At 36.6% G+C, this 15,644-nt stretch carries 16 protein-coding genes; 5 read left to right on the top strand and 11 right to left on the bottom strand.

The window, feature by feature from the left end; translation table 11 throughout:
- The first annotated feature begins 128 nt into the window (after positions 1-128).
- A complete protein-coding gene (locus C8C84_RS03105) occupies positions 129-1,124 on the top strand; it encodes an NAD(P)H-dependent glycerol-3-phosphate dehydrogenase (RefSeq protein ID WP_121312137.1) in 996 nt (331 codons plus the stop codon).
- Between the two features lies 1 nt (position 1,125).
- A complete protein-coding gene (locus C8C84_RS03100; protein ID WP_121312136.1) occupies positions 1,126-1,344 on the top strand; it encodes a hypothetical protein in 219 nt (72 codons plus the stop codon).
- Here C8C84_RS03100 and C8C84_RS03095 read toward each other — a convergent pair whose 3' ends face one another.
- The 11 genes from C8C84_RS03095 to C8C84_RS03045 all read right to left on the bottom strand — a co-directional run bounded on the left by C8C84_RS03095 (position 1,345) and on the right by C8C84_RS03045 (position 12,550).
- On the bottom strand, positions 1,345-1,752 hold the full coding sequence (locus C8C84_RS03095) for a hypothetical protein (protein ID WP_121312135.1): 408 nt from the start codon (positions 1,750-1,752) through the stop codon (positions 1,345-1,347).
- A gap of 76 nt (positions 1,753-1,828) precedes the next feature.
- On the bottom strand, positions 1,829-2,848 hold the full coding sequence (locus tag C8C84_RS03090) for a phenylalanine--tRNA ligase subunit alpha (protein ID WP_121312134.1): 1,020 nt from the start codon (positions 2,846-2,848) through the stop codon (positions 1,829-1,831).
- 92 nt (positions 2,849-2,940) lie between these two features.
- Positions 2,941-3,297: a hypothetical protein gene (locus tag C8C84_RS03085; RefSeq protein ID WP_121312133.1), complete on the bottom strand. Its 357-nt coding sequence runs from the start codon at positions 3,295-3,297 to the stop codon at positions 2,941-2,943.
- A gap of 111 nt (positions 3,298-3,408) precedes the next feature.
- Positions 3,409-4,152 carry a tetratricopeptide repeat protein gene (locus tag C8C84_RS03080; protein ID WP_121312132.1) on the bottom strand — a complete coding sequence of 248 codons (744 nt, stop codon included), beginning with the start codon at positions 4,150-4,152 and terminating at the stop codon, positions 3,409-3,411.
- Positions 4,153-4,179: 27 nt separating this feature from the next.
- The gene (locus C8C84_RS03075) at positions 4,180-5,946 is read right to left on the bottom strand and encodes a BatD family protein (protein ID WP_121314953.1); all 1,767 of its coding nucleotides are present in this window, start codon (positions 5,944-5,946) and stop codon (positions 4,180-4,182) included.
- A gap of 91 nt (positions 5,947-6,037) precedes the next feature.
- The gene (locus C8C84_RS03070; protein WP_121312131.1) at positions 6,038-6,784 is read right to left on the bottom strand and encodes a tetratricopeptide repeat protein; all 747 of its coding nucleotides are present in this window, start codon (positions 6,782-6,784) and stop codon (positions 6,038-6,040) included.
- Positions 6,785-7,822: a VWA domain-containing protein gene (locus C8C84_RS03065; protein WP_121312130.1), complete on the bottom strand. Its 1,038-nt coding sequence runs from the start codon at positions 7,820-7,822 to the stop codon at positions 6,785-6,787.
- A gap of 6 nt (positions 7,823-7,828) precedes the next feature.
- On the bottom strand, positions 7,829-8,827 hold the full coding sequence (locus tag C8C84_RS03060) for a VWA domain-containing protein (RefSeq protein ID WP_121312129.1): 999 nt from the start codon (positions 8,825-8,827) through the stop codon (positions 7,829-7,831).
- Entirely contained in the window at positions 8,824-10,461 is a 1,638-nt protein-coding gene (locus tag C8C84_RS03055) for a hypothetical protein (protein WP_121312128.1), read from the bottom strand. Before C8C84_RS03055 ends, C8C84_RS03060 begins: the two co-directional genes overlap by 4 nt.
- A gap of 119 nt (positions 10,462-10,580) precedes the next feature.
- A complete protein-coding gene (locus tag C8C84_RS03050) occupies positions 10,581-11,447 on the bottom strand; it encodes a DUF58 domain-containing protein (protein WP_121312127.1) in 867 nt (288 codons plus the stop codon).
- 98 nt (positions 11,448-11,545) lie between these two features.
- Positions 11,546-12,550, bottom strand: a complete 1,005-nt coding sequence (locus C8C84_RS03045; protein ID WP_121312126.1) for a MoxR family ATPase — start codon at positions 12,548-12,550, stop codon at positions 11,546-11,548.
- Between the two features lie 251 nt (positions 12,551-12,801).
- Between C8C84_RS03045 and C8C84_RS03040 the strand changes: the two genes are divergently transcribed.
- The 3 genes from C8C84_RS03040 (at position 12,802) to C8C84_RS03030 (ending at position 15,623) form a co-directional block, all read left to right on the top strand.
- Positions 12,802-13,668 carry an aldo/keto reductase family oxidoreductase gene (locus C8C84_RS03040; protein ID WP_121312125.1) on the top strand — a complete coding sequence of 289 codons (867 nt, stop codon included), beginning with the start codon at positions 12,802-12,804 and terminating at the stop codon, positions 13,666-13,668.
- Between the two features lie 73 nt (positions 13,669-13,741).
- Positions 13,742-14,893 (top strand): ATP-binding protein, encoded by a 1,152-nt coding sequence (locus C8C84_RS03035; RefSeq protein WP_121312124.1) that lies wholly within the window; start codon positions 13,742-13,744, stop codon positions 14,891-14,893.
- Positions 14,886-15,623 carry a metallophosphoesterase family protein gene (locus tag C8C84_RS03030; protein WP_121312123.1) on the top strand — a complete coding sequence of 246 codons (738 nt, stop codon included), beginning with the start codon at positions 14,886-14,888 and terminating at the stop codon, positions 15,621-15,623. Before C8C84_RS03035 ends, C8C84_RS03030 begins: the two co-directional genes overlap by 8 nt.
- Positions 15,624-15,644: the final 21 nt, after the last annotated feature.

Below are 15,644 nucleotides of genomic sequence, written 5' to 3'. Positions count from 1 at the left end.
AATAATAGTAACACTTAATGTTTTAGATCCAAAAGACGCTAGTTGGTTGGTCTTATTTCTATTTTAATAAAGTTCTTCTTTTATCATTTAAAATTGAGTATTTTTGGACATCATTAAAGTTACTATTCATGAATGAATCTCCAAAATTTGCAGTAATCGGTGGCGGAAGTTGGGCGACAGCTATTGCAAAAATGCTTTGTGTTAACCTTGACGAAATAGCTTGGTACATGAGAAGCCAATCGGCTATAGACCATTTAAAAACAGAAAGACATAACCCAAATTACCTTAGTTCAGTTGAGTTTGATATCAAAAAACTAAAATTGACCAATGATATCAATGAAGCGATAGCTTATGCCGATTATTTAATTTTTGCAATTCCATCAGCTTTTTTAAGTAAAGAACTCGAGAAATTAACGGTTGATTTGAAAGACAAAGTAATTTTCTCTGCTATAAAAGGAATTGTGCCGGAAACTTTCCTAATTGTTGGCGAACATTTTCATAAGCATTTTGACATTCCTTACGAGAACATTGGCGTTATCACTGGTCCGTGTCATGCAGAAGAAGTAGCTTTAGAAAGACTATCTTACTTGACAATCGCTTGTGCCGATGCTAAAAAGGCCAAAGTGGTTGCTAATAATTTGAGTTGTCATTTTATCAAAACCAAAATCTCTGATGACATTATCGGAACCGAATATGCCGCAATGTTGAAAAATATTTATGCTATTGCAGCAGGAATTGCACATGGTTTAGGCTATGGCGATAACTTCCAGTCGGTGATTATGAGCAATGCAATTCGCGAGATGAAAAAGTTTATCCGCAAAGTGCACAAGATGAAACGAAACATCAACAATTCGGCTTATTTAGGCGATTTATTGGTTACAGGTTATTCTGTTTTTTCAAGAAACCGAATGTTCGGGAATATGATTGGAAAGGGTTACACGGTTCAAGCCGCACAAATGGAAATGAGTATGGTGGCAGAAGGTTATTATGCTGTAAAAAGTGCCTACAAATTAAATCAACAATACAAAGCAAAGACGCCAATTATTGATGCAGTTTACGAAATTTTATATGAAGGCAAAGATGCTAAGAAAGTATTCAAAAAATTAACGGATAAGCTAGACTAAGATGAGTGAAAGATGGAAATACCAAGTTAAAACAGGTGCGTTTTGGGGACTTTTTATGACTGTCTTTAATGTTTTGTTTGAGATTAAAGAGAAACCTTTAAATATTCAACTTTCTTCACCGGGTTTCTATCTGAGAGCTTTGGTGTTCATTTTGGTTGGGATTTTTGTTTTAGGTTATGTCAATTGGAAACAAAAAGCAAAACAACAAAACAATCCATAATTATCTTGCAATAACGCCGTCTACAAACAATATCGGCACTTCTTCTACATAATCCGGCGTTATGGATTGGGCTTTGAAGATGAATTTTTTATCGTATAAAGTGCTTCCGATAAAGTAAGTCACCATAAACTCGTTGTTCAATCGCAACACGTTGTTTTCAATCATTTCAATTTTAGCGACAGAAACCGAAGGCACTTGGACAAATGCGTGACGTAAGAGCGCTGTTTTTTTCATTTCCCCATCAATGGTGCCAAAAGCTTTGGAAACGACCATTACGCTGTCTAAATCGTAGTCAGAATCGTTGACAAGATACACATGCCAAACCTTATCCATAAAATCATCGCTCCATTCCTGAACGGCGGCTAGGAATACGTTTTCTACTGTTGGTATGGTGATGTCTTTTTTCATTTTAGGGAATAGGGATAAGTAGTAAGGGATAAGTGAAAGTTATTATGCCTTTTCCCTTATCCCTTTTGACTTTTATTTATATACTCGACTTGAATTGCTCCAAGAATCGAACGTCATTTTCATAGAACATTCTGATGTCGCCGATTTGGTACAATAACATAGCGATGCGCTCAATGCCCATTCCAAAGGCGAAACCATTGTATTCTTCCGGGTTGATACCACAGTTTTTTAAAACGTTTGGATCTACCATTCCGCAACCCATGATTTCTAACCAACCGGTTCCTTTGGTGATACGATAATCGGTTTCGGTTTTTAATCCCCAATAAATATCAACCTCAGCGCTTGGCTCGGTGAATGGGAAATAACTTGGTCTTAAACGAATTTTCGACTTCCCGAACATTTCTTTGGTGAAATATAAAAGGGTTTGTTTCAAATCGGCAAACGAAACGTCTTTGTCTATATACAAACCTTCAACTTGGTGGAAAATACAGTGCGAACGCGAAGAAACCGCTTCATTACGGAAAACTCTTCCCGGTGAAATCGTACGGATTGGTGGTTTGTGGTTTTCCATGTAACGCACTTGAACCGATGAAGTATGTGTTCTCAACAACACATCGGGATTGGTTTGGATGAAAAATGTGTCTTGCATATCACGCGCCGGATGATATTCCGGTAAGTTTAACGCGGTAAAATTGTGCCAATCGTCTTCGATTTCAGGTCCATCGGAAACGTTGAATCCGATGGTAGAAAAAATATCGATGATTTGGTTTTTTACTAACGAAATAGGGTGACGTGAACCGATTGTAATAGGTTCAGAAGGACGAGTTAAATCACCGTAGAAACCTTTGACTTCTTCTTTGCTTTCCAATTCTTCCTGAATCGCTTTGACTTTTTCTTCAGCAACAGTTTTCAGGGTATTGATTACTTGTCCGAAGTCTTTTTTCTGGTCGTTCGGGATATTTTTGAATTCGGTGAAAAGCTCTTTCAAAAGCCCTTTACTGCCTAAATATTTAATGCGGAAATTTTCTAAAGCTTCTTTGTTTTTGGTATTGAATGCTTTAGCTTCTTCTATGTGTTCTTTAATCTTATCTATCATCGGTCATTTTTGTAAAGGTGCAAATTTAGGGAAAAGTTGGAAGTTAGGAGTTGGAAGTTGGAAGTTTTTAAATAAAAACCATCGACCAAATGCTATTCTATCACTTCTCTCTCCAAAAAATAGTTCACAATTGCTTCTTTCATCAAAACCGATTGTTCTCCTGCTTTTAATGGCGGCAATTCTTCTTTGACATTGTAATGAGGCCAACCTTCTTTGTCAACATAGTCAAATTCATAGTAACCATAAGGCTCTAGCAAACGACAGATAGCAATGTGCATCAAATTAAGTTTTTCGTCTTTTTTGAAGGTTTGGTGCACTTTTCCAAGTTCTTGCACTCCGATTAAGTATATAATGGCGTCTAAGTCGAGCAAATCTCCTTCAGCAAATTGATTGGAAAGAATGGTCACGACTTTGTCCCAGCGGTTTTTTAATTGTTCGTCTCTAGACACTTGTAAATATTAGATTTTAGATTTTAAATATTAGGTATAATATTCAAAACGTAATTAAGTTGGTAAAGATAGTGATAGTAAATCAATGAAAACTGAAAACTGTGATTGCGACTATTTAATCTCTTTAAGCGCGCTGTCTTCAATCCAACCCGTGGTTTCGTCGGTGAGTTCAACTTTTTTCCAGTTGGCGATACTTTCTAAGATGTAAACTTTCGTTCCTTCATGTAGCACAGTTGCGTCTTGGCTGCCGATTTTTGGTTCACTTTTTAAAGGTGTTGTTTCGGCAAAAATGATAGCTGGTTTTTCATTGTCGGTTCTACTTTTTTCATAAAACCCCGAAGCAGCACTTAGGCAAATTCCGGCAAGCCAAACGAACATTCCGAAGAAGAAAACACGTTTCAAAACGGTTTTTTGTGAAAAATAATAGCCGGAAAAAAAAGCTAAAAATAATAACGCAAAAGCCACAGCAATCCATGCCCAAGTGTCGTAATAGTATTTTGAAGTAAAATCGGAAATCAATTTTTGAAAGCCAACTTTCGGGATGACTTTGATGTCGTCGATGGTCATTTTTCGGGCGAAATCTAAATTGGTTTTGATTTCTTCGTCATTCGGACTAAGCAATAATGCTTTTTCATAGTTGTAAATCGCCGGAGCGACTTTGTGCAATTTATAATAAGCATTTCCCAAATTAAAATACACTTCAGCCGATTCTTTACCCGAATTGATGATGCTTTCAAAACTGGTAATCGCGGCTTGGTAATTTTCTTTTTGGTAGTATTGGTTGCCTTGCTCAAAAGCAGTTTGCGCCAATGAAACTTGAAAAATCAACAGAAATAGGTAAAGTATTTTTTTCATTATCAACTATCAATTGTTCATTGTCAATTATTTAATTTGCTTTTCCAACGCTGAAATAATATTCACCGCTTTATCATAATCTTGCTGAATCGATGTTTCTGAAGAAGGCGCATAACGAGCAAATTCACAGTTTTCGGTTAAGGCTATAAATTCTGATATAGTTTCGGGTTTAGCACTTCTTGATTGTAGAATTTCGGAGATTTTTTCTTTACTCATTTCCGAAGTTTCTATGTTCAGTTTGGCTTTCAGAAAATTGTGCATGGCTTTTTCCAAAGCAATATAAAAGGGCTCTTTGTTGGCCAAGTATTTTTTGGCTTCACCCAAATATTTCTTCGCCAAAGCATTCGATTTTTTGATTTTATTGCCAACCACATCATTGTCTGATGCTTCTTTTCTTCGTTTACCAACAATCAATAACGGAATGGCTAAAAACGGCAAAGCAACCAAAGAATAAAACAATCCCGAACCTAAGAAATCATCTTTTCCCATTGATTTCAAAGTCGTTTTTTGCTTGTTATAGGCAAATGATTTAGCCACTTCCACTCTGGTTTTGGCGACTTCATTCGGATTCGTTTTTTCTGCTGAAGCTATGCTCGGACCATCCAAAACATTAATCGTTATAGGTTGTGAAGTAATGGTTTTATATCTGCCGGAAGCCAAATCGAAATAAGTAAAACTAATCGGTTTGATTTGATAATTGCCTTTGTATTGTGGAATGATGGTGTATTTGTCCGAAATTCTTCCCGACATTCCGGTTAACGGCGTATTTACATTTTCATCATGTACCGGATCATACACTTCCAAAGCAGAAGGTAAAATAGGTTTTGGTAGTGTGAATAATTTTAAGTTTCCTGTTCCAACCACGCTCACATTCAATTCCATTGATTCACCGTTTTTCAAGGTGGTTTTGGAAGGTTTTACTTGAAAGTCAAAACGGCCTACTGCGCCACTAAAATCAATTGGTTTTCCGGCTTCAGGTAAAGGTTTTACATTGATGACTTTGCTTCCGGCTGAAACACGTTTGCTGTCCTCTACCATCAAAGGTTGTCCCCAAAAATTTCTTCGGTTACTGGGTACTTGACAATCGATATCTAAGGAAAGTGGTTCGATTTCGAGTTTACCCGATTTTTGCGGATATAAAACTGTTTTTCTCAAAACCACATAGCGATAACGTTCGCCTTTGAACATGCCGTCCTCGGCTTTGAGCTGTTTGATGTCAATGTTTTGGCTCCAAAAATCATTGTATTTTGGTTTGTTCAATTCGCGCCAATTGGAAATGCCGATGTTATAACTGAAATACAATTTGTAAACTACAGTAATCGGTTCGTTGAGGTAAGGATTGGCTTTTGAAATGTCGGCGACCAAGTAAATATTATCGTCTGCGGTAATAGCCGGTGCTTCGTTTGGATCTTTAGGCAATTCGACTGCATTGGTCACATTAATTTTTACCGGAGAAGTTTTATAAATCTGGCCGTTGATTTCAATCGATGCTTGTTTGATGGTCAATTGGCCTTTTTGCGTAGGCAATAAAATATAGATATAAGATTTGTTAAACGAACTTTTTCCGTTTACCCAAGATTGACTTACCGATTGGCTTGGCCCGCCAACTATCCTGAAACCCGAACTTTCAAAAGCCGGCGGCACAAAATTATCGCCATCAGCATTCATCGTAAATTCGATGCGCAATCTTTCGTTGATTCCCAAAGAATTTTTGCTCACTTTGGCTTCAAATTGGACTTGAGCCATAAGTGAACTTCCGAATATTAACAGTAATAATACAATTACCTTTTTCATTTTCATTTTATCATTTATTTCGACTCACAAAGTTGGTAAAGTCTGTGTTTTTTAGGTTGTTATTTAACGAAATTTTAAATAATCATTCTAATTACCAATCTTTTTCAGCTTTTTTCGGATTGGCTTGTACTTTTTGTTTGTTGACTTTATCTTGTACTTTTTTCTCTTCGTTATTCACCGCATCTAACAAATTCTCCAGACGTTGCTTTGAAATTCCACCCGGTTGAGGCTGAGGTTTTCCTTGGTTTTTGTCTTTGTCGTCTTTTTTATCTTTGTCGTTTTGGCCTTTTTTGTCTTTGTCTTTGTCCTTGTCTTTTTCTTTATCGTCTTTTTTGTCCTTGTTTTTTTTCTCGTCTTCTTTTTGGTTTTTCTTGTCTTTGCTTTTATCATCATCCTTTTTAGGCGGATTGTCTTCCAGCATTTTTTTAGCTAAAGCATAATTGTAACGGGTTTGTTCATCCGCTGGATTGTTTCTCAAAGCATTTTTATAAGCTTCAACGGCACCGGAATAATCTTTGTTTTTCATTAAGGTATTGCCGATATTGTGAAACGCCAGATGTTTTTCAGTTCGTGTTTTGGCATTTTTTAACGCTTTGGCGTAGTGGTATTTTGCCTCATTATTTTGATTCTGGCGGTAAATGGCGTTGCCTAAGTTATAAGGAGCAATGGACTTCTTAGGGTTTTTACATTCCGAAATCCGGTATTCCGCTTCGGCATCGGCGTATTTTTTCTCTACAAAAGATTCGTTTCCTTTAGGCAAATTTTTATCTTTTCCCTTTTCTTGGGCTTTCGCCAAAAAGGAAATCAGGATTAGACTATATAGCAATATCTTTTTCATTTATTCTTTTTCATTAAATAAGTTCATCTTTTCTACCCATTTCGTCTTTTTCTCCAAGAGGAAAACATCCAAAAACAATAGAAAAAAAGCAAATCCTAAAAACCACTGGAATTGCGATTTGAAATCGGCCATTTGCGTGCTTTCAAATTCGGTTTTTTGAATATTGTCCAGCGCATTTTTTACATAATCCAAAACCGTTTTGGTCGAATTACCATCTACATAACCGCCGCCGGTGGCTTTGGCGATTTCTTTTAACACATCAGGATTTCTTTTGGTAATGACCACTTCGTCATTTTGGTCTCTTTGAAAAGTTTCTACGACACCATTTCTTTTCAACGGAATTGGTCCGCCTTTTTCACTTCCAACCCCAATAGTAATAATTTTTAAGCCTAATTTTTTAGCTTCTTCAGCTGCCTCAACGGAAGCTTCAGAGTGGTCTTCACCGTCGCTGATAATGATTAACAGTTTGTTGGTTTTATCTTTTTTGTCAATAAATGTGGACGCTAAGTTTATAGCTTGGTCTATCGAAGTTCCTTGCGAAGAAATCATGCCCGGATTCATGCCTTGCAAAAACATTTTGGCCACGCTATAATCCGTCGTAATGGGTAAAACCGGGAAAGCACTACCTGAATAAGCCACTATTCCGATTCGATCACTTCCTAAATTGTTGATGATTTGCGAAACCAATTGCTTGCTTTTTTCTAATCGACTTGGTGCAACGTCCTCGGCCAACATACTTTTGGAAACGTCAATGGCAAAAACAATGTCGATTCCTTCTCGTTTTACTGTTTCTAATTTGGTTCCCATTTTTGGGTTGACCAAACCAATAATCAAACAAGTCAAAGCCAAAAGAATTATAACCAATTTCAAAACGGGTTTAAAAACTGATTTCTCCGGGCTTAATTTTTTCAGCAAATCTAAATCTCCAAATTCACGTTGTTTTTTTCTTTTCCAGTATTGTACATACAAGAAAAGCATCGCCAATACCGGAATGGCAATCAAGAAATACAAATATCCTTTTTCTTCTAACTCGTACATATGCTGTTATATAAAACTTCTATAAACCGTATTTCGCAAACCAAATTCTAACAAAAGCAAGAGGCCGGCAATCCAAACAAATGGTCTGAATTTTTCGTCATAATCATAGAACTTCAGTTCTTGAATTTCGGTGGTTTCCAGTTTATTGATTTCGTTATAAATGGCTTCTAGTTTGCTGTTGTTATTGGCTCTGAAATATTTTCCACCCGTATTTTTAGCGATCGTTTTCAACAAAGCTACATCAATTTCCACCGGCATCATTCGGAATAAAAAGCCGCCATTTGGTGCATAAGCATAAGGAAACATTGCATCACCATTCGTTCCGATTCCAATGGTATAGACTTTGATTCCGTATTCTTTGGCAATTTGCGAAGCGGTTTCCGGTTCAATAAACCCGGCGTTGTTAACACCATCGGTTAACAGAATAATCACTTTGCTTTTGGCTTTGCTGTCTTTCAAACGATTTACAGCGGTAGTCAATCCCATTCCGATTCCGGTTCCGTCTTGTAACACATTGTCATATTTTATACTTCGAATCGCGTCTTGAACAATGGCTTTGTCACTAGTTACCGGTGTTTTCGTGTAAGCTTCGGAAGCATAAACCACAATTCCGATTCGGTCATTGGGTCTTCCGGCGACAAAATTTTCGGCGACTTTTTTCAACGCTTCCATACGATTGGGTTTTAAATCTTTGGCCAACATACTTCCGGAAACGTCGATGGCCATTACAATATCAACTCCTTTAGTCGATTTGGTTTGGCTACTGATATCGACTTTTCGTGGCCGCGCCATCGCAATAATCAAAGAACTTAATGCTAACAATCGAAGTACAAACAAATACGGTTTTAGTTTGGCAGCCAATGATTTTTCAGCTTTAAAACCTCTGACAGAACTTATTTTTAAAGTTGCCGATTGTTTTTTTTTCCAAAACTGCCATGCGATAGCAGCCGGAAGTAATAAAAACAACCAGAAAAATTCAGGATTTAAAAAACTCACTTCTTTCATTCTTGTGTTGTTTGTAATTCGGTCGAATTTAGTACTCTTTCAGAAATTTGTTGTCCGTATTTGTCTCCTTCACGATGCATGATTAAGATTTGTTGTAATCCACCATTTTGACCAAAAACCAATACTTCATAATACATTTTTTCTGATTTTTTCTGAACAGGATCGAAAGTGGTCATAGTGCCATAAGCTTTTTTCCCGGTTATTCCTTTTTGTGTGCCGAAGTCTTCAGTTTTAACAATGATGTTTTGTGCGCCTCTTGCCTCCATCGCTTTTAGAGAACCTTCAATAGATTTTTCTAAATCGACAGTTCCTTCTTGTTTAAAAGTGGTTGTTGATACTAAGATGTAGAAACTGTCGAACATACTTCCGTAGCCAAACATCTGCGCTTCTTTTACAACAGCCATAACTTCTTTGGGCATCATTTTAGAGACATCCAAACGCTTTAAAACTTTTGGAGTTTCTACTTTTACGCCTGGATTACCATATTCGCTGTAAATCCATTCGCCTTCGACTAAATCTTTGGTTGGATGACCAATTAAATTGTCTTTCACATAATCAAAACCTTTGAAATAAATCAAGCTGCCAAGCGCAATCACAATCATACCAAGTACAATTCCGATGGTTGTGATGATTCTTACACGTTTTTGTTTTTTGAGTTTTTGCAAACGCGCCAATTCTTTTTGTTGTTCGTTCCACAATGCCAATTCGTCGTCATCTTCGACAATTTCAGGAATCGATTTGTGAATGGTTACTATAGAATTGGAAATGCGTTTTTTGTCTTCTTCGATTTCAAATTCAAGTGGTTTTACTTTAGCAAATTTCACCAAATCGGCTTGTTTTAATACTTTTTCTAAGTTTTCAACGGTTTCGTTGGAAAGCTTTAATTTTTGTTGTTTCGCAGCTCTTCGCAAACCTTCAATCAATTCAGAAGTAGTACTTTCCATCGCCGGAATGTGAATTTCTTCTTCGATGTAATTCCGCGCAATATCAGTTAGTTCCGAATAATAGTTTTTAATTTCGCCTTTTTGCCAAAGTTCTTTTGATTCTAATTGTTGGAGTAAAGTTGTGGCTTTTTCGATAGGTGTTTTATAAACAAAGACTTCGACTTTTTCTTTGGTCTGAATTTTTTTGATGAATTTGTAAATGAAGAAACCAATAACACCAATGGCAATGACAATCAAAACATAAATCCACCAAGTTCCCATCGGACTTTCGACTTGAGCAATGTCTTTGATATCGTACATTTTTTGTTTTAAGGTATCGACTTTAACATCATTGACTTCGACTTTGATACTATCGGAAAATGAAGCTTTTCCATTAATCATAACCGGAATTCTCGGAATCGTATATTTTCCTGAATCGAATTGCGTTAATCCATATTTTTTGATCAATTCATAACGAGCGCCTTTTCTAACGGTGTCAATTTTATAGGATTGAATGACTTCCAAAGCACCAAAAAACTTACTCTCCGGAAATTTTACTTTGGATAAAGTATCAACATCGGCTTTTAAAGTCAGTTTGAATTCCGCACCGATTTTGTTTTTCGTAGTGTCAATAGAAGTCGTTACTTTTTTCGGTTGCGCGAAAAGAGTTACTGATGTTAGTAAAAATAATATGTATAACTTTAATTTCATTTTTAGTTTTTCTTAACCGCAAAGAGCGCTAAGTTTTTCGCAAAGGTTACAAGGTTAAATTTCTGAAGGAATGCTTTGCGAGCATTGCGTCTTCTTTGCCTTCTTTGCGGTTAAATTTTTCATCTCGATTTAAAATACCCCAATAATTTAGTAACATAACTTTCGTCCACGCGAGTGTTTACGGTTCCTGAACCACATTTGGAAAAGATATCTTTAAAATAATTCACTTTGTCTTGGTATTGTTTTTCGTAGCTCAAACGTGCTTTTTTAGAACCTGTGTTAACGACTAAAACTTCTCCAGTTTCGGCATCTTCCATTTCTACCATACCGATGTTTGGCATTTTTTCTTCCCGAATGTCGTACACTCTGACACCGGTGATATCGTGTTTCTTTCCGGCAATTTTTAAGGTTTTTTCGTAATCGTCTTCGACCATAAAATCGGAAATCACGAATACAATCGCTTTCTTTTTTTGCGTTCCGGATAGGAATTTCAATGCTTGAGACAAATCGGTTCTTTTGCTTTTTGGTTGGAATTCGATTAACTCACGGATGATTCTTAAAACATGTGATTTTCCTTTTTTCGGCGGAATGTATAATTCGATTTGGTCTGAAAATAAAATCAAGCCAATTTTATCGTTGTTTTGTGTGGCTGAAAATGCCATGGTTGCCGCAATTTCAGTAACGATTTCACTTTTTAGCTGGTTTTTGGTTCCAAAACTTTCCGAACCCGAAATGTCTACCATCAACATCATGGTCAATTCGCGTTCTTCTTCAAAAACTTTCACATACGGTTCGTTATAACGTGCCGTCACATTCCAGTCGATGGCGCGAATATCATCGCCAAACTGGTACTGACGCACTTCCGAAAACGTCATACCACGGCCTTTGAACGATGTGTGGTATTCACCCGAGAAGATATGATCACTCAATCTTCGGGTTTTGATTTCGATTTTACGAACTTTTTTGAGAAGGTCTTTTGTTTCCATTTTAGATAGTGTTCAGTGTTCAGAAATTAGTGTTCAGTAAAATTTTCTAAGAAAAATAAATAACTGACCACTCAAAACTGACCACTGCCAACTTTGAATTAAGGTACTTCAATTTCGTTTACGATTTTGTTGATGATATCAACAGAAGTTATGTTTTCGGCTTCGGCTTCGTAAGTTACTCCGATTCTGTGACGCAATACATCGTGAACTACAGCACGGACATCTTCCGGAATTACGTAGCCGCGACGTTTGATGAAAGCATAACATTTGGCAGCAGTTGCCAAGTTGATACTTCCACGAGGAGAAGCTCCGAAACTGATAAGCGGTTTTAGACTTTCTAATTTATATTTTTCAGGGAAACGCGTCGCAAAGATGATGTCTAGAATGTATTTTTCGATTTTTTCGTCCATGTACACTTCACGAACGGCCTCTTGTGCACGTAGAATTTGGTCAACAGAAACTACCGAATTTACTTTTTCGTATGCGCCTTTTAAGTTTTGACGGATCACCATTCTTTCTTCATCCATTTTTGGATAATCGATTACGGTTTTTAGCATAAAACGATCGACTTGTGCTTCCGGTAAAGGATAAGTTCCTTCTTGTTCAATCGGATTTTGCGTAGCCAATACTAAAAATGGCCTGTCTAATTTGAAGGTTGTATCGCCAATTGTTACTTGTTTTTCCTGCATCGCTTCTAACAAAGCCGATTGTACTTTGGCCGGCGCACGGTTTATCTCATCTGCTAAAACGAAATTGGCAAAAATTGGTCCTTTTTTAATCGAAAACTCATTGGCTTTAATGTTGTAAATCATTGTTCCAATTACGTCCGCCGGTAATAAATCAGGAGTAAACTGAATACGACTGAAACTGCCGTCAATAGCTTGTGACAAAGTATTGATGGCTAAGGTTTTTGCTAATCCCGGAACACCTTCCAAAAGAATATGGCCTTGTCCTAATAGTCCAATTAACAATCTTTCTACCATGTGTTTTTGACCGACAATGACTTTGTTCATTTCCATTGCCAACAAGTCGATAAAAGCACTTTCATGTTCTATTTTTGCATTAATTGCTCTGATATCTAAAGCAGTACCATTTTCTTCCATAGTGTTCTATTTATGCTAATGTATGTACGTTATAATTTTAACATTTCAAAAGTGAAAATTTATTAGGTTACGCGATGTTAATAATGCGTTAAAACTTTATAAAACATCCCAATTTTAAGGATGATTTATGATTTTCTTTTTATAATTTTAAGACCTAATCTGTTTTACGATTTTTCGTTGGCAAAATAAGAAAATTTTCCAAAGGACAAAAAACAAAAACAATTGCAACACACTTCTAAAAAAACATAAAAATGCAAACAAAACTTTCGCCCATAATTGCCGGAACCATGAATTGGGGTATTTGGGATAAAAAACTAAACACTTCCGAAATGGAACATTTGATACAACTTTGTATCGAAAACCAGATTACTACTTTTGACCACGCTGATATTTACGGCGATTATACTACAGAAGCTGATTTTGGCAAGGCTTTCGCCCAAAGTAAAATAGACCGAAAAAGACTTCAATTAATCTCGAAATGCGGTATTCAACACATCAAAGGAAGAGACAACAAAATCAAGCACTATGATTATTCTAAAGACTATATCATTTGGTCAGTAGAAAATTCGCTAAAAAATCTCAAAACAGATTATTTAGATGTTTTGTTATTGCATAGACCAAGTCCGTTAATGGAAGCTGATGAAATTGCGGAAGCCGTTTCAACACTTAAAAAAGAAGGCAAGATTATTGATTTCGGATTGTCTAATTTTACGTCTTGGCAAACGGAATTGATTCGTCAAAAAACCCAAATCAGTTATAACCAAGTCCAATTTTCGGCAACGCATCACGAAGCGATGTTGGACGGCAGTTTTGATTATATGCAAATGCACAACATTCGTCCGATGAGTTGGAATCCGCTAGGAACAGTATTTAGGGAAGATATTGAGCAAACCAGAAGATTGAAGATATTATTGGCAGAATTAGTGAAGAAATATCATTTTGGTTCGGATACCATTTTGTTGGCGTGGATATTAAAGCATCCTGCGAAAGTCCTTCCGGTTGCCGGAACGGTTAATGTGGCTCGAATTCAAGCCTTAATCAAAGCCGCAGAATTGCAATTGGAGCAAGAAGATTGGTTTGCCATTTGGACGGAAAGTATGGGAAATAAAGTACCTTAAATTTAGTATTCAGTGTTCAGTAATTAGTTGGCAGTAACTGAACACTCAAAACTGAGCACTGAACACTCAAAATATGATTAATAAACGTTTGCTTATCAAGAATTTATTAGCTCACAATGATGAGTGCAGTTTTTATGACAAGAAGCGTCAGTTGAATTTGCATACCAAAGAAGGAAAAGCCAAGTTTTTAAAACACATTTGCGCATTGTCCAATTCTAATCCTTCGAATAATTCTTACATAGTTGTTGGTGTAGAAGATCAGGACAATGAAATCATGGGTGACGACTTTTTTGACGACAGTCGGATACAGAATTTGGTCAATGCTTATTTAGAAAATCCGCCGAAAATTCAATACGAAAATGTACCGTTTCCTAATTTGCCTAAAGACCGAGTAGTGGGTTTGGTAACGATTAAACCGAAGCACAAAATTTCCTTTTTCAAGAAAAACATTCACACCATTTTGGCGAATACGGTTTTTGTGAGAGTTGGAAGCAATTCGATGCCGACCGAAGATAAGATTCCGTATTCAAAGCAGAATATCGAAACTGTCATCAGTATTGAAAACAGTTCGCGGAACAGCATTGCTTATACGCTTGACGGCGTGATGGATTTTATGAATGTGCGACATGGCGATATGCCTTCAAAATATAGAGTTTTTAAAGAATTATTTGTGATTTGTTGGGCTGGAATTCCGAAAAAAATCCGAGATACAACTTATCTTTCTCGGGTAGATATTGAATTAATCAATGAAAGGGTCAAGCTTTTTTATTCGGCACTAGATGTGGTTTCTATTGAATATGACGACCATAGTTTTACGATTGTAGAACACGTTCCGCTTGGGCTGAATGACAAAACGAGTTTTTATCCATTGGAACAATTGACGATCCGTTTTTTTGACAATGGATATTACAAAATGGAAACAAAAATGCTGTTTGAACCGCCGGCTTACAATAAAAAAATGCTGCATCACATTTATAATTCTAATTTAGCTTTAATTAATAAATTGCAAAAAGGAATTACTTTGTCTGAGCGAGAAGAAAAGGATTTAGAGAATTTATCTTCCACTTTGATGATTTGCTATTTGAACGGATTTGAGGATGCAAAGCAAAAACTGATTGATGCAAAACCGTATTTAAAGGCACAAAAGAAAGCCAATGTTTATTTGAGCTTTAAAGAAGCGATGCGCATTTTAAGAAAAATGAAATACAACGAAATTAATGGGTAGAATATTAGTAATAGGCGACATTCACGGTGGATTAAGAGCACTTCACCAAATTATGGAAAGAGCGAATGTGACCAAGGATGACACGCTTATTTTTCTTGGAGATTATGTTGATGGTTGGAGCGAATCACCACAAGTAATCAATTATTTAATTGATTTGGGTAAAAAGCAAAACTGCATTTTTTTACGCGGCAATCACGATGAGTTGCTATTAGATTGGCTCGAAGGCAACACTAAGAATTTTGATGAAAAAATGTGGTACAAACACGGTGGTGAAGCTACGGTTTTGGCTTATTCCGATATTTCAGAAGCGACAAAGAAGTTGCATATTGACTTTCTGATAGGATTGGAGAATTATTTTCTCGATGATGAAAACCGATTGTTTGTTCATGCCGGATTTACCAACATGAATGGCGTTCATTATGAATATTTCCCCAAATTGTTTTATTGGGATAGAACGCTTTGGGAATCAGCATTGGCTTTAGATTCATCCATTTCAAAAAGCAGTTGGTTGTATCCAAGAAGATTGACTTTGTATACTGAAGTTTATATCGGACATACTCCGGTGACGCGAATCGGAGAAACGGTTCCGGTGCAAAAAGCTAGTGTTTGGAATGTTGATACCGGTGCCGCTTTTAAAGGACCATTGACCATTATGGATGTCAATACCAAAGAATTTTGGCAAAGCGAACCGTTGAACGAATTGTATTTTAACGAAAAAGGTAGAAATTGATTTCAAATTAATTCTACAAGT

It is taken from the genome of Flavobacterium sp. 102, from assembly GCF_003634615.1.
Classification (GTDB): domain Bacteria; phylum Bacteroidota; class Bacteroidia; order Flavobacteriales; family Flavobacteriaceae; genus Flavobacterium.
Note: the sequence above shows the minus strand (reverse complement) of the source record. Positions and strands in the feature narration are given on the sequence as shown.